The organism is Priestia sp. D51 (assembly GCF_053345675.1).
The window spans coordinates 137,107-160,874 of the sequence record NZ_JBLTIR010000002.1 but is presented as its reverse complement, the minus strand read 5'-3'; the positions used below and the strand labels follow the sequence as shown (position 1 = coordinate 160,874).

The following is a 23,768-nucleotide window of genomic DNA, read 5'->3' as shown; positions in this document are numbered from 1 at the left end:
AGCGAATGAATATTATTGCAATTGCTTTGAAAGAAATGAAAAGTGATCTGCGAGATAAGCGTGCATTTATCTTTATGATTCTTTTTCCGCTAGCTCTTGTCCTTATTTTAGGAACAGCTTTGTCTCAAGCCTTTAATAACGACATGACGATAGACGATAGCTATGTTCTCTATAAAATCGACACAAGTAATGAAGAATCTGCTGCTTTTAAGCAGTTTGCTGCACATGCAGAAAAATCGGGCATTCACTTTAAAGCGTTGAAAAAAGATCAAGATGGAAAAAAAGAAGTAAAAGAGCAGCATTATACAGCTTATGTAGAAGTGAAAGACGGAGGCATTAATCTCTACGGAAATGAAGAAAACAGCATTGAATTTAACGTGGTGCAAGGTATGTTAAGTACATTTGTTGATAAGTATAACGTGGCTATGGAAGTGGCCAAAGTAAATCCTCAGCAAGTCGAGAACCTGCTGCGTGCGTCTAAGCATGACTATATTCAAGAAACATCCCTTCATTCTCAAAAACAGCCAAATTCAATAGACTACTACGCTATTTCAATGACCACCATGATTGTTTTGTACGGATCTATCTCAGCGAGTTATTTAATTAGAGGAGAGCGTATGCGAAATACAGCAATTCGATTAGTAGCCGCACCGATTAAAACCGCTGAAATTTTTGTCGGGAAAATTTTAGGCACTGTTTTGGTTCACGCCATTTGTGTATTAGTCGTCATTATGTCGACTAAATATTTTTTTGATGCGAATTGGGGAGATCATTTACTCTTAGTACTCGTAATGTTAGTATCTCAAATTCTTTTTGCCATTAGCTTTGGACTAGGAGTTAGCTACCTTACGAAGACGGAAGCGGCGTCAAGAGCAATTATTATGGTTGTGATTCAAGTGTCGTGTATTGTGGGAGGAACCTATTTTCAAAATGGATCTGGAGAAGGCTTCGTCAATGTATCACCTTTAACCTGGATGAATAATGGACTTATTAAATTGATTTATACAAATGATATCGGCGCTTCTCTTTCAGTTATCGGGTTGAATGTAGGCTTCTCTATTTTATTCTTGGGCACAGCCATTGTGCTTTTGAGAAAAAGAGAGGGGTTATAACATGAAAAATATCATGTGGCTTGTCACAAATATGCTGAGAAATATGCTGCTTAGAAACAAAAGGACGCTTGTGCTTGTTATTGGTTTGCCTATTGCAGGTATTTTGATGTCCGTTCTTATTTATGGAAATACAGCAGGGACTTCGGTGAATATCGGAGTTGTCAATCACGACTCAACGGATATCTCAAAAGACACCGTTCAGTTTTTAAAAGGGCTGCATAAAACAAATGTTAAAATGCTCACTGACAAAGAAGTGGATCATGAGATTACGTCAAAGAAAGTTGATGCTGTTATTACTTTTGAAAAAGGGTTTTTTGAAAGCGTCAAAGCGAACAAACCAGATCATATTACGATTACTTCGATAAAAGGAGCAGAAGTAACGGGCTTTATTAAGTCTTATTTGTATCAATATATTGATAATGTTTCTGCGCTTAATCAAGCAGCAGGCGGCAATGACGCTGCGTTTAACCAAATGTATGAGAGTTATCAAAAAGCGCCATTCCACGTCTCTACGCATGCACTTGAAGACAAAGGAACCGATCAAAACATTGTCAAGCAGACAATTGGGTATTTAATTATGTTTATGCTTTTTTCTGCCGTAAATCTATCGGCTCTTATCACAAAAGAAAAAGAGCAGCGCACGTATTTTAGACTGCTAGCTTCGCCAGTCAGTGCAAGGCAATACGTGATATCTAATGTTATGACAAATATGATTTTATTAACTTTGCAAGTAATGATTACACTTGTTTGTATTACGACTCTTTTTCACGTAGATATGAACATTCCCGTGTGGCAGCTATTTTTTATTTTAGTTTTGTTTGGGCTAGTAGCCATCGGCTTGTCGCTTGTAATCGTTGCTTTTACAGAAAGTTCAAAAGCGGCAAACGGCCTTCAAACGCTTATTATTACGCCAACTTGTTTACTGTCAGGTTGCTTTTTCCCTCCTGAATTTATGCCGGATGTGATGCAGAAAATAGCCGACTTTCTTCCTCAAACGTGGGTATTAAGCACGTTGAAAAGTGTTCAGCAAGGAGCCGCATTAAGCAGCCTATGGTTAAATATCAGCATTTTACTAGCTTTTGCACTCGTTTTTTTCCTGCTATCGATTTATAAATTAAATCGAAATAATACTGTTCAAAAGTTTATTTAAATGGTAAAGTCAGAGAATACCTCTGGCTTTTTTTGTAATTTTTAAAAAGTTTCAAAAAAAGATTGAAAAATATAAGATGAAATTTTAGAATGAAAGAGGAAAGGGGTATACAAAAAGAGAATAAATAGGGGAGAAAAACGAAGTTCATGTTGGTTTTTTGCACAAATAAATGAAATCGCTTACATAAGTCAGCATGAAAAGACGGAAGGAGAGATTGTCAGCGAGATAACAAAGGGGGAAAAACAGTGGGAATTTATGAACTACTTGTACCACGCACGGTTTTATATGGAGAAGGATCATTTTCTAAAATTGGAGAGCAGGCTGCACTGCTTGGGACAAAGGCATTGCTTATAAGTGATGACGTTATGGCTAAAGCAGGCAATGTAGAAACTTGTCGTCGTTACTTAGCAGAAGCTGGCATGGACTGTGCCGTGTATACAGGCGTAAATTCAGAGCCAACGGATATTCATCTAGATGAAGCGCTTGCCATATGCAAAACGGAGCAGTGCGATGTGGTTATTGCCTTAGGGGGAGGCAGCTGTATCGATACTGGGAAAACGATTGCTGTGATGATGACAAATGAAGGGCATCTACGAACGTATTTTCAAAATCAACAAGATTTTCAAGGTAGCCCTCTTCCTTTGATTGCGGTGCCTACGACTGCCGGAACCGGCTCAGAAGTGACGAAAGCGACGGTTATTACAGACACGGCGTACGATGTGAAAATGATGCTCGCAAGACCTCAATTATTGCCTGATACAGCCATTGTTGATCCGTTGTTAACGCTATCATGTCCGAAACACGTAACGGCAGCTACAGGAATTGATGCACTCAGTCATGCGGTCGAAGCGTATTTGTCTAAAAAAGCACATCCTTTTACGGATTCACTTGCGCTTCAAGCAATTGAGTTAATTATGAAAAATATTCGTCTTGTGTACAGAAATGGAGAAAATGTCCAAGCAAGAAACGAAATGGCCTATGCTTCTATGCTTGCGGGGATGGCGTTTTCAAATTCATCCGTTGCTCTAGTGCACGGTATGTCAAGACCTATTGGCGCGTTATTCCATGTGCCGCACGGTATTTCTAACGCGATGCTCCTGCCTGCGGTTTTGGACTATACAAAAGAGGCTTCAATCGATCGTTTAGGTGAAATAGGACAAGCTCTTTTTCCGAACGTATCATATACAAAAAAAGAAGGAGCAGATGTGTTAATTGAAGCCATTAAGCAGCTTTGTATCGACTTAGAGATTCCTAATCTTCAATCGTGGGGCATTGATCGACAGCTGTTTTACGCGGCGGTTGAGAAAATGGCAGCGGATGCGATTCAAAGCGGAAGTCCTGCTAATCATCCGATCGTACCGACGGCAGAAGAAGTTATTCAGCTTTATTACACGTCCTATGAATATGAGTTTGAGTCTGCACTTTATAAGAAATAAGATAAATTCAAGACAAATTGAATGAGGGATGAAAGGGGAAACGTTATGGATTTGCTGATTATTTTGCTGTCTCTGGGGCTTTTGATGCTGGTTGCTTACCGCGGATTTTCAGTTATTTTGTTTGCTCCACTTTGTGCGCTGCTAGCCGTTATTTTAACGGAACCAAGCTATGCACTCCCATTTTTCTCAAACGTTTTTATGGAGAAAATGGTTGGATTTATTAAAAACTACTTCCCTGTCTTTCTATTAGGAGCAGTCTTCGGGAAGATGGTTGAAATGTCTGGAGTCGCTGAATCGATTGCGAAAACAATTGTTAAAGTCGTGGGGGCTAAACGTGCGATCTTGGCGATTGTTTTAATGGGAGCAATCTTAACCTACAGCGGCGTAAGTTTATTCGTTGTTGCGTTTGCAGTTTATCCGTTTGCGGCTAACTTATTCCGGGAAGCGAATATTCCAAAACGATTAGTACCGGGAACGATTGCATTAGGAGCTATTTCGTTTACCATGGATGCACTTCCGGGTACACCGCAAATTCAAAACGTTATTCCAACGACTTTTTTTAAAACAGACATCTATGCTGCTCCGACACTGGGGATTATCGGATCGGTTATTGTCTTTAGCTTAGGTCTTTGGTATTTAGAAAGCCGAAGCAAAAAAGCAAGAAAAGCTGGAGAAGGCTACTACGGATTTAATAATGAACTAGCGGCTGCTGCAGAGCTAGAAAAAGAGTCTGTACCTTCTACAGAACCTAAATATGAACCTAGCGTAGCAAGACAGGTTTTAGCGTTTGTTCCGCTCGTGCTTGTAGGGGTTGCAAACAAATTTTTTACTGTTTCTATTCCAAAGTGGTACCCAGACGGTTTTGATTTTGCCAAAATTGGCCTTGAAGCGTTCGGAAAAGTAGATTTAACCGCAGTTGTTGGTATTTGGTCAGTGGAGTTAGCACTTGTTATTGGAATTATTACGACGATTGCGTATGACTGGAAGAGAGTGACCACCGGTTTCCAAGCGGGTCTTAACGCAAGTATTGGCGGAGCGCTTCTCGCTGCGATGAACACGGGAGCTGAGTATGGCTTTGGAGGCGTTATTTCATCTCTTCCTGGCTTTGCAACCGTTCGCGATGGTATTTCACATACCTTTACAAATCCGCTTGTCAATGGAGCCGTTACGACAAACATTTTAGCCGGTATTACAGGATCCGCTTCTGGAGGTATGGGAATTGCGCTTAGTGCGATGGGAGATAAGTATGTAGAAGCTATTAATCAATACAATATTCCTCCTGAAGTTATGCACAGAGTTGTAGCGATGGCATCAGGCGGTATGGATACGCTTCCTCATAACGGAGCCGTTATTACCCTGCTTGCTATTACCGGATTAACCCACAAGCAGTCTTACCGAGATATTTTTGCGATCACTGTTATAAAAACGCTTGCATGTTTCTTAATCATTGGAATCTACAGCTTAACTGGACTCGTATAACAAATAAAGAGGCTGAGTGTAGTTGAAGAAAGATCCGAACGATAAATCGTTCGGATTTTTTTATTGTTGCAGTGATTTTGTATATCGAGCCTTTTGCTCTAAAACAGATTCTTTGACTTTCTAAACTGTAAGTATTATGATTACACTACTTTCTAGAATACTATATGCCGTTACATTAATTCTTAGCATGTTTATGAAGAAAGGAGAATGACTGTGAAGCTATTTGAAGGAAATTTAAAAGTAGGCGACTGGGTCAAAGGAAAGTCTCGCGACGGTGAACTTATATACGGATATATAAAAACGATTAATCCATCTAAAAAAGCCGCACTAATCAATGTAGTGAAAAGTGATGATGAAAAAATGGTCGGCACAACCATTGGCATGATGGATGAAAAAATAGAGAAGCTGCCCCTTCAAAAAACGGCGCACGAAGAGCAGATTCTTTCATTGATTGATCTTGCGCTGCTAACAAAAGACGAAGCTTGGTTTATTGAATTAACAGCTGAATTAAAAAGAGTACAAGATAAAAAGCAAGGCTGACATTCCTAGTAAAGGAATGAAGGCCCTGCTTTTTTTATTATTCATAGGGGAAAAGCAGGAATGGAAAGCAGCTTGCGAGAAGAAGTAAATGATGACATTAAAAGAAAAGGTGATAAAAGATGAGTAAACGTGTCTTGATTTTAACAGGAGATGCCGTGGAGGCATTAGAAGTTTTTTATCCGTATTATCGCTGTTTAGAAGAAGATATTCAGTGTACCATTGCCTCTCCCGTGAAAAAGAAGCTCCAAACGGTTGTTCATGATTTTCTTCCAGAGATGGAAACATTCACAGAGAAAACGGGATATAAAATTGATTCTCATGCTTCTGTTGATGAAGTGGATCCTGCCGATTATGATGGTCTTATTATTCCTGGAGGACGGGCGCCTGAATACATTCGAATGAACACAAAAGTTCAGGAAATTGCTGCTCATTTTTTAAAAGAAAACAAACCTTTAGGCGTTATTTGTCATGGTCAGCTCGTGTTAACGACGGTTAGAGAGTATCTGCAAGACAGAGAAGTGACAGCGTATCCTGCTTGCCGTCCGGAAGTAGAAGCGGCGGGTGCTGTATTTGTTGAACAGACGCTCCACGTAGACAGAAACTTAGTAACCGGACAAGCTTGGCCGGATTTACCTAAATTTATGAAAGAGTTTTTTAACGTGCTAAAAAAAGCTGAAAAAGTGAACGCATAATAAAAAAAGCGGGCTGAGAGAAAACCATTCTTTCAGCTCTTTTAATTGATGATAGGTGAGGTGTAAACAACGTGCAGCTAGTTTCTGAACTGTCGAAGAAAATTATAAAAGAAGTGCAGCTGGTGATGAAAGAACATGTAATTGTAACGGATCCACGCGGAATTATTATTGCATCAACAGAAGAAAAGCGGGTTGGTTTTTTTCACGAAGGCGCGTGGAACGTGATGCAAAAAAAGCAAAAACTATATATCTCTAAAAAAGAAGCAGCAGATTTAAAAGGAGTTAAGCCAGGAATTAATTTGCCTATCAGTTATCAAGGAGACATTATTGGCGTTATTGGCATTACAGGTACTCCAGAAGCTGTTGAGCCTTTTGCAGATATTATTCGAAGATTAACAGAGTTAATTATTCGCGAAGCATACTACATAGAAACAAAGGAATGGGAAAATAAAGGAGTAGAAGCTTTTTTTCGTGAATGGATTTATAGCCAGCAGGTAGATGCAGAATTTATTGAACGAGGTCATATTTTAGGAGTACAAGTAGACAGTCCTTATTGCTGCACGCTCTTTCAAATTGACTCATCTCTTTCGAAAAAGAAGCAGCAGCAGGTACAAGAAATGATTCGCTACTGGTTTGAAAGTCATAAAGGTGAAGGAGATTATATCGCAAATTGGGGATACGATCGCTTACTTTTACTGAAAGAAGCGGTAGGTGAAAAGGTAAGACAAGGATTTAAAGAAGAATTAAAAAAATGTCAGCAGTACATTCAAGCAAACAACCAAGTTATCATCACTATTGGTGTAGGAAAGCCAGCGGAGCAATTTGATTTGCATGCTTCATATGAAGAAGCAAAAAAAGCGCTTAAAGTAGCTTCAAAACGTCAAACCGTTGTTTTTTATGAGGAACTGCTGATGGACATGATTTTAGAAGACGTTTCTGAACCTGTAAAAAAGGAATTCTTAAGTCGAGTGCTTTCCGCTCTTTTAAAAGAAAAAGAGCTTCTCGAAACGTTGAAATGCTATTTATCCAATGATCAATCATTAAAAAAAACGGCAGTTGATTTACATATTCATATCAATACGCTTCATTACCGCTTGAAGCAAATGAAAGAACTAACAGACATTGATCCTAAAAGTGTAAAGGGTCTCACGCTTTTTTACCTTGCGCTGTCTTTACTAGAATAAGTACGCTATTCATTAGATGAACATACAAAAAATAAGTTTTTAAAGCGTTTTTTTTTAGTTCTTTATCCATAGTCCCTCATGGCTTCTGCAACTATAATAAAAGTAAGAGATACATACAAGGAGGAACGTTATGCTTAATGAACGAACAAAAGCAAAGCTCATTGAAGTTGTAGGATCGGCCAACTTTCAAGATAGCAGTGAAGCAAGACTCGTATATTCTTATGACGCAACCCCTAACTTTCAGTCGCTTCCTGATGCAGTTATTATGCCTGAAAATAAAGAACAAGTGAAAAGAATTTTAACGATATGCAATGAAGATCACGTTCCTATTGTGCCAAGAGGTTCTGGCACAAATTTAAGCGCAGGAACGTGTCCCACGCAAGGCGGAATTGTTCTTACCTTTAACCGGATGAATAAAATTTTGGAAATTGATGAAGAAAATTTAACCGCTACCGTGCAGCCGGGTGTTATTACGTTAGACTTAATTAATGCCGTAGAGGCAAAAGGTTTATTTTATCCTCCTGATCCAAGCTCTATGAAAATATCAACCATTGGAGGAAACATCAATGAATGCTCAGGAGGATTACGAGGCTTAAAATACGGAGTAACAAAAGATTACGTTCTTGGTCTTGAAGTAATTCTTGCAAACGGCGATTGTATTAAGACAGGAGGCAAGCTGGCTAAAGATGTAGCTGGCTACGATTTAACGAACTTGTTTGTTGGTTCTGAAGGAACGCTGGGCGTCGTGACAGAAGCGATTTTAAAGCTCATTCCAATACCTGAAACAAAACAAACTCTGCTTGCGCTGTTTGAAGACATGGACGCAGCTGCTAAGACGGTTTCAGCAATTATCGCCAATAAGATTATTCCGGCTACGCTTGAATTTTTAGATCAGCCGACGTGTGAAGTAGTAGAAGATTTTGCCCAAGTTGGGCTTCCAACTGATGTAAACGCTATCTTATTGATTGAACAAGATGGCCCGCCAGAAGTGGTGAAGCGCGATATTGAAATGATTTCACGCATCTGCAGCGAAGGAAAGGCTGTATCGGTGAAAGTAGCGGCTTCGCAAGCAGAAGCAGAAGCGTTAAGTACAGCAAGAAGATCAGCTCTTTCTGCTTTAGCACGAATGAAGCCAACGACGATTTTAGAAGACGCAACCGTCCCGCGGTCTAAAATTAGTGAAATGGTCAAAGCGATTAATGAAATTGCTGTAAAATACAACGTTAAAATCTGTACGTTTGGTCATGCGGGAGACGGAAATCTGCATCCGACTTGTTTAACAGATGCGCGTGACGAAGAGGAGCTTCACCGAGTCGAACAAGCTTTTGAAGCAATTTTTCATAAAGCCATTGAGCTTGGAGGAACGATTACAGGTGAACACGGAGTCGGAGAAATGAAAGCACCGTATTTAGCATTGAAGATGGGCGGAGAAGGAGTAGCTGCGATGAAAGCAATTAAGTATGCTTTGGACCCGCAAGGAATTATGAATCCAGGGAAAATTTTTGCTAAAGACACCAGAAAAAGAGTGGTGGTTCGTTCATGACGGCAACAAAAGACATTCAGCAAGCGTTTAAAGAACGGTTAGATTATGACGAGTTAATGAATTGTATGAGATGCGGTTTTTGTTTGCCAAGCTGTCCGACGTATGGCCAAACCAATCAATATGAAGCAGCGTCACCGCGCGGAAGAATTGCTTTGATGAAAGGAGTTGTAGATGGGCTTATTGAACCGGATGAATCCGTTGAAAAACAATTGAACCTTTGCCTTGGCTGCCGAGCGTGTGAGCCTGTTTGTCCTTCGGGTGTGAAGTACGGACACTTATTAGAAGAAGCGCGTGATATTATTCAGCAGAAAAAACGACATAAATGGCCGGTAAAAGCGCTCAGGCATATGGTGTTTGAACAGCTTTTTCCGCATAAAGAACGATTAAAAAATGTACATTCTCTGCTTGCTTTCTATCAAAGAAGCGGCTTGCAAAAAGCTGTTCAAAAAACAAATATATTAAACGTCCTGCCCGGTAATTTAGCACAAATGGAAAAAACGCTTCCGCCTGTGCCAACAAAAAAAGAAATGAAGAAACGTCCTTTTTTATTTGAAGCAGAAGGAACAAGAGAGCGTACGGTTGCTTTTTTTACAGGGTGTTTAATGGACACGATGTTTATGGAAACAAACAACGCGACGATTGCACTTTTACAAAAAGCGGGGTGTAAGGTCGTTATACCAGAAGTGCAGACGTGCTGTGGCGCCCTGCATGCGCACGGCGGAGAAAAAGATCAGGCAAAAAAGTTAGCAAAACAAAATATTATGGCGTTTGAATCCATTCAAGCGGATGATATTGTTCTTAATGCAGGCGGCTGCGGTGCGCTGTTAGTGGAATACGATCATCTATTAAAAGATGAGCCGGAATGGAAAGAAAGAGCAGCGGTCTTTTCTGCAAAAGTCAAAGATTTCTCAGAGATTTTATTGCAGCAGCAGTTTGTAGAAAGACAAAAGTTATCGCTTCCAAGTCAAATTATTACGTATCAAGATTCGTGTCATTTAAGAAACGTGATGAAAACGTCCAGCGCACCGAGAAAACTGATCCAAGCGATTAACGGAACGGTGTTTAATGAAATGGAAAATGCGGCTCATTGCTGCGGCTCAGCTGGTATTTATAACTTAACGGAACAAGAGATGTCTATGCAAATTTTAGATTATAAAATGGAAAAAGTGAAAGAAGCCCATGCCCATACAATTGTAACAGCAAACCCGGGCTGTCTCATTCAAATGAAGCTAGGCGTAGTCAGAGAAGGAGTAGAAGAAAGTGTAAGGGCCGTTCATCTTGCAGATTTACTTCTTGAAGCAGTAGAAAGCAAATAAAAAGGCCGGACGTGTCCGGCCTTTTTATTATTTGAACAGCTGAGAAACAATTTCGTACGAACGAAGGCGAGCTTTGTGATCGTAAATTTGAGCGTTCACCATCAGTTCATCTGCTTCTGTTTCTTCAATAAACTGTTCAAGCTTGACTTTAATCGTCTCAGGACTTCCGACAATAGAAGAGCCCAGCTGCTGTTGAAGAGAAGCTTTTTCAAAGTCAGTCCATAGTTCATCCATATTATCCACGGGAGCTTTTAGTTTACCCGGTGTGTTTCGAATTAAATTTAGAAACTGCTGTTGCATAGAAGTAGCCAAGCGTTCAGCTTCTCTATCTGTATCAGCAGCGATTACGTTTACACCTAACATTGCATATGGTTTCTCTAACACTTCGGACGGCTTAAAATAACGACGGTACATGTTAAGAGCTGTCATTGTATTATTAGGCGAAAAGTGACTTGCAAATGAAAATGGCAAGCCTAGCTGTGCAGAAAGCTGTGCGCTAAAACCGCTTGAGCCAAGGAGCCAAATCGGAATATTTAAACCTTGACCGGGAACAGCTTTAACACGCATCTGACTTTCTGAAGCAGGTTTAAAGTATTCTTGCAGTTCGGCCAGCTGTTCTGGGAAGTCACTGCCGTCGCTTCTGCGGTCGCGTCGCAGCGCCTGCGCTGTCAGCTGATCTGTCCCTGGCGCTCTTCCTAAGCCTAAATCAATACGTCCTGGAAATAGTGATTCAAGCGTACCAAAATGCTCAGCAATAACAAGCGGAGAATGGTTAGGAAGCATAATGCCGCCAGAGCCTACGCGAATGCGTGACGTGCCTCCAGCGACATGACCAATTACAACAGATGTAGCGGAGCTTGCGATACCTGTCATATTATGATGTTCAGCTAGCCAATAGCGGTTATACCCCCATTTTTCAGCGTGCTGAGCTAAATCTAATGTATTTCCAAGTGAGTCAGATACAGTTCCTCCTTCAACTACAGGAGAAAGATCTAACACGGAAATCGGAATATCTTTTAATGCTTTACTCATCAATTTCATCTTCTTTCTTTAAAGACTTCATAGGCCTTGTTATTTCAATGGAATACAAGTATTTTAACAAGAATCTTTCGAGTTCCAAAATATTTTGCTTCGGTTGTTTTTTTTAATTCCTTACTCTTTTATTACACAAGCTCCTAAAACGCAAAAAGCTTGTACGGTATAAGGCAGAAGCCGCCTCTTTCTATAAAAGACTGTCATATTTTATAGAAGAAGGGAGGATGAATATGGTTACTTTAAATGAACTAAAAAGCAAGCAGTACGATATGATATACAGTTTAGGCTATAACTGTTTTCCAGGGATATATATGAAAAAATATTCTTTGCGAAAACAAGCCGGGGTGATTGATTGGTGTATTAGCATTTCTCTTTCTCATGTCAATCAGCTGTTGAAAAATCGCTGTAAAGACTTATTTGTATATGAACACTTAACCTATATCAGTTCTTTCGGAGATGGTTCCACGCTTAGACTGCGTGATAAGGTGTATCAAATTGATTCTGCTCATGATTTTCCGTCGTCTATTAATACGGAGACTAACTGGCTTTCATATAATGAAGTCAAAGAAAAATATGAACGGAGAACGGAGCGATTTTTAACGTCAATGGAGACCAGTTCTTGTATATTGTTTATTCGTATGGGCGGAACGTATGAAGAAGCGAAAGAATTAGAGCATGTTTTAAAGGGAATGGTCAAAAACGATTTCTATATACTGCTGCTGACAAACAGTGAAAAAGAACTTTTGTCCGAAGCTAACTGGGACTTGCCTTATACATGTGTTTTACATGCACCTATTTTTTCAATGGACGTGCTGCGCGATGATAAAGTATGGGAAGAGCTCTTAAGCGGGCTTGTTATAAAATAAAAGAAACTCTTTTTGTGTAATACGGGAATGAAAAAGCTCGTTTTTTTCATAGACTTTGTTATATCTGTGTATCAAAGGAGATGAAAAGATGGAGTCCAATGTGCGGAAGGCGATAAAAGAAATTGTGTTGCTGCTGCTAGAACAAGATCAGCGCTGGAATGAGTATCTAGTACAGCTGGAGGATTTGAAAATACAAGTGGATTTGAATAGTTCCGCATATGAAGTCCTGAGAAAGATGACGGGTAATTACGAAGTGCTGCTTGAACATATGGATCTCATTCAGCAGTTTGAAAATCATTCTAAAAGTGAAACGGCGCTGAATGACTTAGTTACTATCGTTATGAAGCATTACTCATTAAAAAATTCATAAGCCTGCTTTGTGCAGGTTTATGGAGTTTAAGCTCTCAATGGAATTCGGTAGAGATAATCGTTTATAATAAGTACATATGGTGATGAAAGGGTGATCGATATGGAAGAGAAACAAGAAATTGTACCCGTTCGTACAGAGGAAACAGCCAAATATTATTCGGAAGAAAAATTTTGGGACAAGCTTAAAAAGTTTGGTAAAAAAGCGGGAGCAAACGTTGTTTATGCCGTACTGCTTTTATACTACACGCTGCAAAAACCTGATATTCCTCCAAAAGCAAAAGCAGTGATTATAGGAGCGTTAGGTTATTTTATTCTTCCTTTAGATTTAATTCCGGACTTTGCAGCAGGAGTTGGATTTACAGATGATTTAGGAGCTCTGGGGCTTGCATTGATTCAAGTTGCCATGTACATTGATGAAGATGTTAAACTGAAAGCAAAAGAAAAAATCAAAACGTGGTTTTCAGAAGAACACAATTTTTCCATTATTGATGCTAAAATAAAGTAACGTTATGATCAAAATGTCATTATTAAATAAAGTGAGCAAAAGAAGGTGATAGATGAATCATCTTCTTTTTAACCGATAATATATAGGTCTTTATGACTATTTTAATCCGTTTTATGTAAAAAAAACAGGATTAAAATATTTTTTTCATTAAAATTTTAAGCAATGTAATTGAATAATTCCCCTACAAATGTTAAGTTAAAACATGTTCATAAATTCGTCACAGAAAGCAATATACAAATAAGTAAGATAGTTTGTAAAAACTTTGTGAAATTATGGAACTTTTTAACTGAGAGTTTCAAACTCTTAGAGATTCTTCCTCATCAATCAGAAGTCGCTTTCTTTCGTCACAAGATTAAGCATCTTTCATTTGAAGGTGTTTTTTTCAGCTTAAGTAAGCCAACAACATGATTGTATGACAAGTTTTTACTAAGGTTGTAGAGTTACTGTATTGTATGACAAGTTTTATGTGATTTGATATTGATTAAATGAACAGTTTCGAAGTAAATAAATGATTGTAGAAAAACAAAGTCCATGCGTTTTCATGAACCATTATACGTTACTTCATATTTGTAGAGATGTTTAGCAAAAAGGGAGATGAATGGCCTGACGTAAACAATATCCATAGACAAGCCTTAGAAGATAATTATCTTTCTAAGAAAGCAAATTTATATGATTGATTCTAATCTAAACAATGGAGTGTTCAAAAATGGAAATTAGTCAAATCTTTATTATTTTAACCCCAATCTTTTTTGTTATTTTGCTAGGTTATTTAGCAGGATATTTTAAAAAGTTTGATGCAACAACATCTAAAGGGTTAAATACGCTTGTAACAAAATTTGCGTTACCTGCACATCTATTCGTTGGTATTACAACAACATCAAAACAAACGCTTATTGAAAAATGGCCGTTTTTACTAGCATTAGTTCTTGGTATTATTGGATTTTATGTTCTTTTCTTACTTGTTGCAAAATATGTATTCAAATACTCACTAACAGGCGCGTCTATGTTCTCTTTAAACTCTACGCAGCCAACGTTTGCGTTTATGGGTATTCCCGTATTAGGTAGCTTGTTTGGCGCGGATGTAGTAGCAATTCCAATCGCTATTACGGGTATCGTAGTAAATGCGATGCTTGATCCTTTAGCAACTATTATTGGTACGGTTGGACAGCGCGAAAGAAGTGAAGGGGATTCTGAAGAAAGCTTATTTAAAGTAACGATTAAATCAATCTTACACGGTCTTTCTGAACCGTTAGCTTGTGTTCCGTTAATCGCAGTAGTATTAGTATTATGTGGGTTCCAATCTCCAGATTTACTATCAAGCAGTTTAGATCAAATTGGTTCAATTACCTCTGGTGCGGCACTATTCGCAGTTGGGGTAACAATTGGTATCCGTAAAATTCAATTTAGCCCAGCGGCATTTGGTATTGCGATTTTAAAAGTGGCTATTCAGCCGCTTGTAATGTTAGGGATTGCAACAGCAATGGGTCTATCATCAGCTGACATCGTAAAATTAGTGTTATTAGTAGCGTTCCCAGGTTCAGCTGTAGCAGCGATGATTTCAGTGCGCTTTGATAGCCTAGCTGGTGAAACAGCTTCAGCATTCGTACTTAGTGCCATTATGTCACTTGTTACATTACCGCTATTAATTTCTTGGTTAATGTAGTCACATATATCAATATAAAATAAAAAAGGCTTTGCTATTTTAGCAAAGCCTTTTTTGTGCATCTATACTTAAAAAAGCTTTAAAAATTCTTGAGCGATTTTGGGGAGATAACTATCGGTACGCCACGTAACTAAAGGCTCAATTACAAATGGATTATCTTCTATGCTTAAAATTTTAATATGTTCTAGTGAAAAAGAAGATAGCATCGAATAAGGAACAATAGCAGCACCAAGGCCACGACATACTAAATTAAGAAGCATCGCTGAGTCATGGCATTCGCATAAAATGTTAGGTGTTATATCCATCTTTTTAAATTCCTTTATAATGCGATTGTATATGCTTATTTCCCGATTTGAACGAAGAAGAATAAGAGGGAGAGAAGCGATTTCAGCGACTGAAATCTTTTCTGTTGCATAACTACTTTCTTTGGGAACTGCTACAACAAAGACATCTGGTGCAAGTGTTTTTGTTTTTACCTGTTGATAAGGTAAGTCTGTAGTGGTGACTGCTACATCAATCTTTCCATCCGTCAACAACTCATTTAAATGAGCTGGTTCGTTTTCATAGATATTAAAAGTACTGTTTGGATACTGTTTTTGAATAAGAGCTAGCTTATCGAGAACCGTTGATGCACAGTAGATTGTACATCCGACTTCAAGCTTTTCATTTGTTACGTTTTTACATTCCTGTACTTCCAATACTGATTTTTCGACCCTTTGCACAATTTCTTTCGCTCGTTTTAAAAAAAGCTCTCCTTCTGCCGTTAACAATAAGCGCTTGTTATTGTTTCGTTCAAAAAGCAAAAGGCCCAGCTCATTTTCGAGCTGCTTTAGCTGTCTGCTTAAAGGAGGCTGAGCCATGTGCAGACGCTTGGCTGCTTTAGTTACATTTAATTCTTCAGCTATGACAATAAAATAATGCAGCTGTCTTAATTCCACTGTATTCAACTCCATACTTTAAAGGTATTATTATATACTTTATCAATATTTTAATTGTATGGAAAATAAGTGTAAAGTTAAACGTGTAACCAAAGCAGAGAGGAGGAAAAGAAATGAAAATAGCTGTAGGAATAACAGGAGCCACAGGAGCTATTCTAGGTATTCGAATTTTAGAGCTTTTGAAGAAGGCTTCTGTTGAAACGCATTTAGTCATGTCGTCTTGGGCTCATGCCACAATTAAGCTGGAAACACCGTATAGCGTTAGGCAAGTAGAAGCGCTAGCAGATTATTGTTATTCATATCAAGACCAAGCAGCAAAAATTTCGAGCGGTTCATTTCGTATAGACGGAATGATTGTAAGTCCTTGCAGCATGAAAACATTAGCATCTATTCGAATGGGACTAGCAGATAACTTAATAGCAAGAACGGCAGATGTGATGTTAAAAGAAAGAAAGCCACTGGTGCTACTTCCTCGAGAAACGCCTTTGAATACGATTCATTTAGAAAACATGCTGGATCTCTCAAAAATGGGAGCTATCCTCGTGCCTCCTATGCCAGCTTTTTATAACAAACCTGAGACAATTGATGATATTGTCACGCATATTGCTGTTCGAACGTTAGATCAATTAGGAATTGAGCTTCCTGAGGCAAAAAGATGGAATGGAATTAAACATTTATCACAAGGAGGAAAATAAACATGGCTTATAAAGACTTTAGAGATTTCCTTGATACGCTACATAAAGAAGGGCAGCTGCTGACGATTACAGATGAAGTGCAGCCAGATCCGGATTTAGGTTCAGCAGGTCAAGCCATCAGTAATTTAGGAGATCAAACGCCGGGATTATTATTTGCAAATATTTATGGATATAACAACGCAAAGGTAGCTCTAAACGTAATGGGTTCCTGGTCAAATCACGCGTTAATGATGGGACTGCCTAAATCAACTCCTGTAAAAGAACAGTTCTTTGAGTTTGCTCGGAGATATGAAAAATTTCCTGTTAAAGTGAAAAGAGAAGAAACAGCGCCATTTCATGAGTGTGAAATTAAAGATGATATTAACTTATTCGACCTTTTGCCATTGTTCCGCTTGAATCAAGGAGACGGAGGCTATTATCTAGATAAAGCGTGCGTTATTTCTCGTGATCAGCATGATAAGGCGCATTTCGGCAAACAAAACGTAGGTATATATCGTATGCAGGTCAAAGGGAAAGACCGTCTAGGCATTCAGCCCGTGCCACAGCATGATATTGCCATTCACTTGAAACAAGCCGAAGAAAAAGGTGAAAACCTCCCTGTATCAATTGCTTTAGGATGTGAACCCGCGATTGTCACAGCAGCTGCTACGCCGCTTCATTACGATCAATCAGAGTATGAAATGGCAGGAGCTATTCAAGGTGAGCCGTACAGAATTGTGAAGTCTCAGCTTTCTGATTTAGATGTACCTTGGGGAGCAGAAGTGATTTTAGAGGGAGAAATCTTAGCTGGTGAACGTGAGTATGAGGGTCCTTTTGGTGAATTTACAGGTCATTACTCCGGTGGCAGAAGCATGCCTGTTATCAAAATCAATCGCGTATATCATCGTAAAGATCCTATTTTTGAAAGTTTATATATCGGTATGCCTTGGACAGAAACAGATTATTTAATTGGAATCAATACAAGCGTTCCTTTATATCAGCAGCTAAAAGAAGCATATCCTGAAGAGATTGAAGCTGTGAATGCGATGTATACTCACGGTCTCGTTGCTATCATTTCAACGAAAAGCCGATACGGAGGATTTGCTAAGGCGGTTGGTATGAGGGCATTGACTACGCCGCATGGATTAGGATATTGCAAGCTAGTTATTTTAGTAGACGAAGATGTGGATCCGTTTAATTTACCGCAAGTCATGTGGGCGCTATCGACAAAAATGCACCCAAAACATGATGTTATAACAGTGCCTAATCTTTCAGTTCTTCCACTTGATCCAGGATCTGAGCCGGCTGGTATTACAGATAAAATGATTTTGGATGCTACAACACCAGTTGCACCGGAAACAAGAGGCCACTATTCCCAGCCTTTAGATACACCACTTGAAACTGAAAAATGGGAAAAAATCTTAACGAATATGATGCAAAAATAAACAAGGAGGAATCGACATGCATACTTGTCCAAGATGTGAAACCAAACAAGCAAACGTAGTATCTAAATCACCAGTTGAAGGAGCCTGGGAAATTTATTTATGCGACGTGTGTTTGTTTACCTGGCGTTCTTCTGAACCTGAAACCATCACCAATCCTGAAAAATACCCTCGATCATTTAAAATCAATCCAAAAGACGTACCGCTGGCAACGCACGTGCCTCCTGTGCCACCCCGATCTTAATGAGCAAAGGTGGTAAGTAAAATGAATAAAGCAGAGCTGCCAAAAGCCGTGCGCGTATTTTTAAATGGAAAAGATCTAGAAAGGAAACAGCATGATGCGATGCTGCTATCTACAGTGACATCCGAGGGGTTTCCTCATGTAGCAATGATTAGCGCAGGAGAGCTGGTAGCTATTAGCTCTTCGCGCGTCAAGCTGTTAGTATGGAAAGATACCACGTCTTCAAAAAACATGATACAGAATCATAAGTCAACCGTTACATTAGTTGTTGAAGGCAAAGCTTATTACATTAAATTTCGGCTAAAAAAAGAAGCTCCTGTGTTATCAGGCTATGAGCTATTTACGGGAGAAGTAGCCGCTGTTAAAGAAGATTACGCAAAATATGCAGTTTTAACATCGGGCATTCAATTTCAGCTTCATGATTCCAAAGAGGTACTGAGCCGCTGGAAGCAATCAATTAAGGCTGTTCTTTCTACCGAAAAAACCGATTCTTAAAAATAAGAATCGGTTTTTCAGCTGTAGTGAAATTTTTTCAAATAGCACGCTAGCTGCACTTTTAATAGATGTTCACTATTTGTAAATGATATGTTCATTTTATCTTCGATTTTCTTCAACCGCTGATAGAGTGTATTAACGTGAATATGAAGCTGCTTAGCTGTAAGTGAAGCCGAGCGGTTGTTATCAAAATACGCTTCTAGCGTTTGTTCTAAAGGTTCATCGTTCAAATGATTGTTTTTAAGAGGGACAAATACTTCATCAATAAAGGTTTTGACTTCTTCTTTCGATTGATTAATAAATAACCGGTTAATTCCTATTTCCTCATACAACATGCATCCATCTTGCTGCTGAGACAGAAGGTAAGAGACAGCTTTTTCAGCTTCACTATAACTTTTTTCTATTTGGGTAAAGTGAGAATAACGACTTCCAATCCCTATTTTTATATGACATTCATTGTAGTAACGCCATTTTGAGAGTGAATCTTCTAATTGTTTGATAATAGCATGATGGTCTTCATAAGAATCAAGCGTGAATACAATGGTTACTTTCGTGTCGAATCCGTATACGACCGGCGCTTTTGAACTGAAAACCGATTTGATGTCAGAGACAAGGCGATGAAGATGTAAGTTTAAGAGCTGCAGGTCCGCCTGTGAACGAATGGTAATAAGAGTGACTAGAATATGCTTTTTTGTATCAATGTTTAGCTCATTTGCTTTTTGATACAGTAAAGTGGTGTCATAACATGATAAGTATTCACTAAATAGTTCATGCGTTCGCTTGTAAAATAAATCGACTAACGTTTGTTTTTTCAGCATTTCTAGTGCAATAACAGAGCTGCTTTGTTCGAGTGCCACTTGATCTAGAGAGGAAAGATCTTCTTGATTTGTCTGCAGAATAACTAACCCTAAGAGCGTGTCAATACCGTGTATCGGTTGAATGTAGACGCTGTGCTTCTGGTTGTGTGACTCAATAGTATAAAAGCAAGCTTTTGTATGTAAAAGAAAATGCGTGTGAAATTCAGCTGTTTTTGTGTCTACATCAAGAAATTTTAAAAAGCCATAGGTCTTATTATCAACAAAATCTACAATGGTGACGGGAGATGTAACCATTCGGCGTAATTCGGTAAGTATCGGTTCAATTCCTTTACTTTGAAGTGAAACGTTCATGAATGTGCGATGAATTTGATCGCGGCGTATTAAAAGTTCATTTTGTTTTTTTACATCTTCAAAAAGCGCTGAGTTTAAGAGAGCAATCGAAACTTGATCGGAAAAGCTTTCTAACAATTCTTTATCCTCTTCATTTAAAAGAGGAGTTGTACCGTTTTGATAAATAATGAGTACGCATACCGTTTGTTCTTCCATGCAAATTGGGACAGAAATAATAGATTGAATGTGTGTAAATGTATAGGACTGATTAAGATAGTGAATATTATCGTCAGTCATAGTAGAAGAATCGCGTACTATATCCTCTAAGTTCGTATACATATAGCTTTTATTATGCTGAAATGTCTTTCCGATAATTCCTTCGCCAACTTTCATTTTCATGTTTTGAATTTCATTGTTTGGCCCCCCGGACCAGGCGCGAGGCAAAAGAAATTGAGTGGAAGAATCAAACATCCACAGCACGCCCATATCCGCAACAGAAATAACTGAAAGAGCATTTTCTAGAATTCTTGTTAATAGATAGTCAGAGTCTTGTAAAAGCGAGATTTCCTTAATGCTTTTCATAAGTACGTTCAAAATGTGCTCATGCCGCTCTAGCTTTTTTTGCAGCACGTAAGGAGAAAAGTTAGCTGATAGCTTCTTTATTTGTTGTGGTGTCCAGTGATGCTTAGCAAATATGCGAACAACAAACGCATAGCGATTTGGAAAGGATAAGTAAATTTCTTCGAACTCTTCATATGCGATATGCTTTTGAAAGGAATCACTGCCGTTATGTAGGCTAGTGGGAGGAGTGTAAGTCAGGGATGAGCATAAAGAACTGGAAAAAAACATGTTAAAATTTGCAGAATCAATACTTGTCCAAATTTGATAAGAACTGTTTTTAATAATAGATGTAAGATAACCTTTCATATTAGCTAATAAATCACTCATATTAATAACCCCTTATAGACTACTTAATGTAAAAAAATACATAGTTATAGTTCTTATTATATAGAAATACACATTGAAAAAATAGTCAGAATTTTTTAATATTTATGTAACGAATCGATTTGTTACAAAACATTACATTAAATGGAATAAAAAGGAGATGAGCGAGTTTATGCTAGCAAGGTCGAACTGGAAATACATCATTTTATTTTTATTATTTTTAGGCTGGTCGCTTGGAAACTTAGATCGTTTTATTATTAATTACGCTATTTTAGATATCTCGAAAGATCTACACCTTAATGCTTCTTCTACAGGCATCATCTTAAGCAGTTTTTTTGCAGGATACGCACTGATGCAAATACCTGGTGGCTGGCTAGCAGACCGCTTTGGGTTTAAAAAAGTCATTACAATCGCCGTGCTTTTATGGTCTTTGTTTACGGTTTTTACCGGAATGGCCTGGTCTTTTGCTTCTATTATTATCATTCGCTTTTTATTCGGATTAGGGGAAGGGAGCTATTTTCCATCTGCGTCAAAAGGAATCGCAGGGTGGTTTCCTCAGCAAGAACGCAGTAGAGCCATGTCTTTTTTGTTATCGTCAGGTACGATTATGGGCGTGGTGACACCGATTCTGGCGACGCAGCTGATGCAAACAATAAGCTGGAGAAGTATCTTTTATATCATAGGAGCCATCGGGCTTGTTATTACAGTTCTGTTTGTTTTTTTACTAAAAGAAAAGCAGCAGGGGGAAAAAAGAGAGGCTTCTGCTATTCCTGCTAAGCAGATGACATTAAAAGAAATTATCAAAACCCCGATGATTTGGAATTTATTTATTGCCTATTTCAGTATTTACGCTATTAACTGGGGGCTCATGTCGTGGATGCCTACATATTTAGCCGAAGTAAGACATTTGGATTTAACGGACATCGGTTTTCTTTCCGCTATCCCAGCATTTGTAGGCATTATAGGAATGTTTGTTAGCGGCTTTATTTTAGACAAGCTTCCAGAAGGAAAAGACAAGACGATAGCAGCGGTTTTTGGTTTACTGATGGGCGTTTTTCTTTGCTTAATGGCTATTTCACCTAGCGTAGGCATGTTTATCGTTTTTCAGAGCGCAGTAACTTTACTGTTTTCATTTAATGTGATTTTAATCGCTTCAGCTCCTTTAAAAATGTTGCCTGAATCAGTGGTCGGTTCAGCAAATGGTTTTATTAATACAGGGGCTCAAGCAGCCGGCGTATTAACACCAATGCTTATTGGTTTTTTAGTACAATCGTTTGGCGGGTCGTATAATGCAGCGTTTGCTTTATTAATTATCTGCGCTCTTGTCTGTGCTATTTCGTTGTTTTCGATTCGACCTGCAAAAGTGGTAGTGCACGCACAAAATGCTGTCAAATAATGAGGGGAAAAGGAGAGTGTCTCATGGATATTGTCAAAAAAGTCGAACAACTTATTGAACAAAAGCGACACGAGCTAACTCAAATCAGTGATCAAATATGGGAATATGCAGAAACGAGGTTTGAAGAGTATAAGTCGGCACAACTAATTTGCGACATGTTAGAAAAAGAAGAGTTTACGCTTCGTACACATATTGCTAACCTTGAAACAGGTTTTATTGGAAGTTACGGGCACGGTTATCCGATCATCGCTATTCTTGGTGAATATGATGCGCTTACCGGGCTGAGTCAAAAAGATAAGTGTGCAGTAGCAGATCCAGTTAAAAAAAATGGAAATGGCCATGGGTGTGGACATAACCTACTTGGCGTAGGCTCACTAGCAGCTGCGCTTGCAGTCAAAGAATACTTAAAAGAAAAAAATGTTCCGGGAACCGTTCGATACTATGGGTGTCCAGCTGAAGAAAGTGGCTACGGAAAGACGTATATGGTACGAGAAGGATTTTTCCAAGATGTAGACATCGCGTTTTCGTGGCATCCGGCTACCGTTAATGGTGTCATGCATACGTCATCGAATGCGGTTATGCAAGCAACTTTTAAATTTAAAGGAAGAAGCAGTCATGCAGCTGCTAGTCCTCACCTTGGCAGAAGCGCTTTAGACGCTGTAGAGTTGATGAATATTGGTGTGAATTATATGCGTGAACATATGATAGATGAAGCGCGCGTACACTATGCCATTACAAACAGCGGAGGCATTTCTCCTAATGTTGTTCAAGCAGAAGCGGAAGTCATGTACTTAATTCGTGCTCCGAAGCCATCTCAAGTAAAAGAACTTTATGAACGGGTTGTGAAAATTGCAAAGGGAGCGGCTTTAATGACTGAAACACAAATGGAACAGGAAGTTCAAGGAGCCTGCGCTAATCTAATTCCAAATCAAACAATGGAGCAGCTGATGCATAAGCAAATGATGCAGATAAATTTGGCTGAAGTGAAACAAGAAGACATGGCTTTCGCCAAAGCTATTTACGAGTCTACATCCGCTGAAGACAAAGAAGCAGCAAAAAAACAAGTCGGTTCACTGCTAGACAGAGCTTTAGCAAATCATCCAGTCTTCAACCAAATTGCTCCTATGTCTAAAAATGTTTCCTTCATGACGGGATCAACCGATGTTGCAGACGTTAGCTGGAATGTTCCAACTGCACAGTGCGTGACTGCAACGTGGGCTTATGCTACGCCGTTTCATACATGGCAAGCTGTTGCTCAAGGGAAAACAGAGTATGCTCACGATGCGATGTTGTTAGCTGGAAAAGCCATTGCGGCTACGGCGATTGAAATGATAGAAAATCAAGAGCTGATTAGTCAAGCGAAACAAGAGCTAGAGGATAGGCTAGAAGGGGAAAGCTATGAATGTCTTGTGCCTTCACATATACAGCCACCTAATTACTCAGAAAGTGAGCACGAAGACTATAGCATGGTGTAAAAAACGTATTTTCGTGTAAGGAAAATCCGAACGATGAATCGTTCGGATTTTTTTATTGTTAGGTTGAACACAGGGTTCATTTATCCCGTTTTTTCGTCTTTAGATTGTATTGATGTAGTTATGC

General features: G+C 38.9%; 22 protein-coding genes. 19 read left to right on the top strand and 3 right to left on the bottom strand.

Annotated elements, in window-relative coordinates; all coding sequences use genetic code 11:
* Positions 1–5 precede the first annotated feature (5 nt).
* From ACNHOZ_RS07475 to ACNHOZ_RS07435, 9 genes are all read left to right on the top strand, one after another.
* The gene (locus ACNHOZ_RS07475; RefSeq protein ID WP_063247854.1) at positions 6–1,112 is read left to right on the top strand and encodes an ABC transporter permease; all 1,107 of its coding nucleotides are present in this window, start codon (positions 6–8) and stop codon (positions 1,110–1,112) included.
* Position 1,113: 1 nt separating this feature from the next.
* Positions 1,114–2,262 (top strand): ABC transporter permease, encoded by a 1,149-nt coding sequence (locus ACNHOZ_RS07470; protein ID WP_447697079.1) that lies wholly within the window; start codon positions 1,114–1,116, stop codon positions 2,260–2,262.
* A 245-nt stretch (positions 2,263–2,507) separates the two neighbouring features.
* A complete protein-coding gene (locus tag ACNHOZ_RS07465) occupies positions 2,508–3,698 on the top strand; it encodes an iron-containing alcohol dehydrogenase (protein WP_447697078.1) in 1,191 nt (396 codons plus the stop codon).
* Positions 3,699–3,743: 45 nt separating this feature from the next.
* Positions 3,744–5,177, top strand: a complete 1,434-nt coding sequence (locus tag ACNHOZ_RS07460) for a GntP family permease (RefSeq protein WP_048019181.1) — start codon at positions 3,744–3,746, stop codon at positions 5,175–5,177.
* Positions 5,178–5,390: 213 nt separating this feature from the next.
* Positions 5,391–5,717 carry an IDEAL domain-containing protein gene (locus ACNHOZ_RS07455; protein ID WP_028413094.1) on the top strand — a complete coding sequence of 109 codons (327 nt, stop codon included), beginning with the start codon at positions 5,391–5,393 and terminating at the stop codon, positions 5,715–5,717.
* Positions 5,718–5,836: 119 nt separating this feature from the next.
* On the top strand, positions 5,837–6,409 hold the full coding sequence (locus ACNHOZ_RS07450) for a DJ-1/PfpI family protein (RefSeq protein WP_013083443.1): 573 nt from the start codon (positions 5,837–5,839) through the stop codon (positions 6,407–6,409).
* A gap of 71 nt (positions 6,410–6,480) precedes the next feature.
* Positions 6,481–7,593 (top strand): CdaR family transcriptional regulator, encoded by a 1,113-nt coding sequence (locus ACNHOZ_RS07445; RefSeq protein ID WP_048019182.1) that lies wholly within the window; start codon positions 6,481–6,483, stop codon positions 7,591–7,593.
* Between the two features lie 130 nt (positions 7,594–7,723).
* Complete coding sequence (glcD, locus tag ACNHOZ_RS07440; RefSeq protein ID WP_048019183.1) at positions 7,724–9,136, top strand: glycolate oxidase subunit GlcD; 1,413 nt, start codon at positions 7,724–7,726, stop codon at positions 9,134–9,136.
* Positions 9,133–10,452 carry a (Fe-S)-binding protein gene (locus tag ACNHOZ_RS07435; RefSeq protein WP_033579188.1) on the top strand — a complete coding sequence of 440 codons (1,320 nt, stop codon included), beginning with the start codon at positions 9,133–9,135 and terminating at the stop codon, positions 10,450–10,452. Before glcD ends, ACNHOZ_RS07435 begins: the two co-directional genes overlap by 4 nt.
* Positions 10,453–10,479: 27 nt before the next feature.
* On the opposite strand, the gene ACNHOZ_RS07430 is transcribed toward ACNHOZ_RS07435, so the two are convergent.
* Positions 10,480–11,484, bottom strand: coding sequence for an LLM class flavin-dependent oxidoreductase (locus ACNHOZ_RS07430; RefSeq protein WP_048019184.1), 1,005 nt, complete (start codon positions 11,482–11,484; stop codon positions 10,480–10,482).
* A 233-nt stretch (positions 11,485–11,717) separates the two neighbouring features.
* On the opposite strand from ACNHOZ_RS07430, the gene ACNHOZ_RS07425 reads away from it, so the two are divergent.
* The 4 genes from ACNHOZ_RS07425 to ACNHOZ_RS07410 all read left to right on the top strand — a co-directional run bounded on the left by ACNHOZ_RS07425 (position 11,718) and on the right by ACNHOZ_RS07410 (position 14,890).
* A complete protein-coding gene (locus ACNHOZ_RS07425; RefSeq protein ID WP_033579187.1) occupies positions 11,718–12,353 on the top strand; it encodes a DUF1796 family putative cysteine peptidase in 636 nt (211 codons plus the stop codon).
* Between the two features lie 88 nt (positions 12,354–12,441).
* Positions 12,442–12,723 (top strand): hypothetical protein, encoded by a 282-nt coding sequence (locus tag ACNHOZ_RS07420; RefSeq protein WP_033579186.1) that lies wholly within the window; start codon positions 12,442–12,444, stop codon positions 12,721–12,723.
* A 99-nt stretch (positions 12,724–12,822) separates the two neighbouring features.
* Complete coding sequence (locus tag ACNHOZ_RS07415; RefSeq protein WP_028413100.1) at positions 12,823–13,227, top strand: YkvA family protein; 405 nt, start codon at positions 12,823–12,825, stop codon at positions 13,225–13,227.
* Between the two features lie 706 nt (positions 13,228–13,933).
* Entirely contained in the window at positions 13,934–14,890 is a 957-nt protein-coding gene (locus tag ACNHOZ_RS07410; RefSeq protein ID WP_028408284.1) for an AEC family transporter, read from the top strand.
* Between the two features lie 68 nt (positions 14,891–14,958).
* On the opposite strand, the gene ACNHOZ_RS07405 is transcribed toward ACNHOZ_RS07410, so the two are convergent.
* The gene (locus ACNHOZ_RS07405) at positions 14,959–15,828 is read right to left on the bottom strand and encodes a LysR family transcriptional regulator (protein WP_047750832.1); all 870 of its coding nucleotides are present in this window, start codon (positions 15,826–15,828) and stop codon (positions 14,959–14,961) included.
* A 113-nt stretch (positions 15,829–15,941) separates the two neighbouring features.
* Here ACNHOZ_RS07405 and ACNHOZ_RS07400 point away from each other — a divergent pair, with 113 nt between their 5' ends.
* Genes ACNHOZ_RS07400 through ACNHOZ_RS07385 form a run of 4 tightly spaced genes read left to right on the top strand, consistent with a single transcriptional unit; the run spans position 15,942 to position 18,680 of the window.
* On the top strand, positions 15,942–16,523 hold the full coding sequence (locus ACNHOZ_RS07400; RefSeq protein WP_028413102.1) for a non-oxidative hydroxyarylic acid decarboxylases subunit B: 582 nt from the start codon (positions 15,942–15,944) through the stop codon (positions 16,521–16,523).
* 2 nt (positions 16,524–16,525) lie between these two features.
* A complete protein-coding gene (locus tag ACNHOZ_RS07395) occupies positions 16,526–17,947 on the top strand; it encodes a non-oxidative hydroxyarylic acid decarboxylases subunit C (RefSeq protein ID WP_048019185.1) in 1,422 nt (473 codons plus the stop codon).
* 16 nt (positions 17,948–17,963) lie between these two features.
* Complete coding sequence (locus ACNHOZ_RS07390; RefSeq protein WP_048019186.1) at positions 17,964–18,188, top strand: non-oxidative hydroxyarylic acid decarboxylases subunit D; 225 nt, start codon at positions 17,964–17,966, stop codon at positions 18,186–18,188.
* A gap of 21 nt (positions 18,189–18,209) precedes the next feature.
* A complete protein-coding gene (locus tag ACNHOZ_RS07385; protein ID WP_048019187.1) occupies positions 18,210–18,680 on the top strand; it encodes a hypothetical protein in 471 nt (156 codons plus the stop codon).
* 17 nt (positions 18,681–18,697) lie between these two features.
* Here the strand turns inward: ACNHOZ_RS07385 and ACNHOZ_RS07380 are convergent, their stop codons facing one another.
* Positions 18,698–20,776 carry a helix-turn-helix domain-containing protein gene (locus ACNHOZ_RS07380; protein ID WP_048019188.1) on the bottom strand — a complete coding sequence of 693 codons (2,079 nt, stop codon included), beginning with the start codon at positions 20,774–20,776 and terminating at the stop codon, positions 18,698–18,700.
* 169 nt (positions 20,777–20,945) lie between these two features.
* Between ACNHOZ_RS07380 and ACNHOZ_RS07375 the strand changes: the two genes are divergently transcribed.
* Together ACNHOZ_RS07375 and ACNHOZ_RS07370 are read left to right on the top strand one after the other, a co-directional pair.
* The gene (locus ACNHOZ_RS07375) at positions 20,946–22,169 is read left to right on the top strand and encodes an MFS transporter (RefSeq protein ID WP_048019189.1); all 1,224 of its coding nucleotides are present in this window, start codon (positions 20,946–20,948) and stop codon (positions 22,167–22,169) included.
* A 23-nt stretch (positions 22,170–22,192) separates the two neighbouring features.
* The gene (locus ACNHOZ_RS07370) at positions 22,193–23,644 is read left to right on the top strand and encodes a M20 family metallopeptidase (RefSeq protein WP_048019190.1); all 1,452 of its coding nucleotides are present in this window, start codon (positions 22,193–22,195) and stop codon (positions 23,642–23,644) included.
* Positions 23,645–23,768 lie beyond the last annotated feature (124 nt).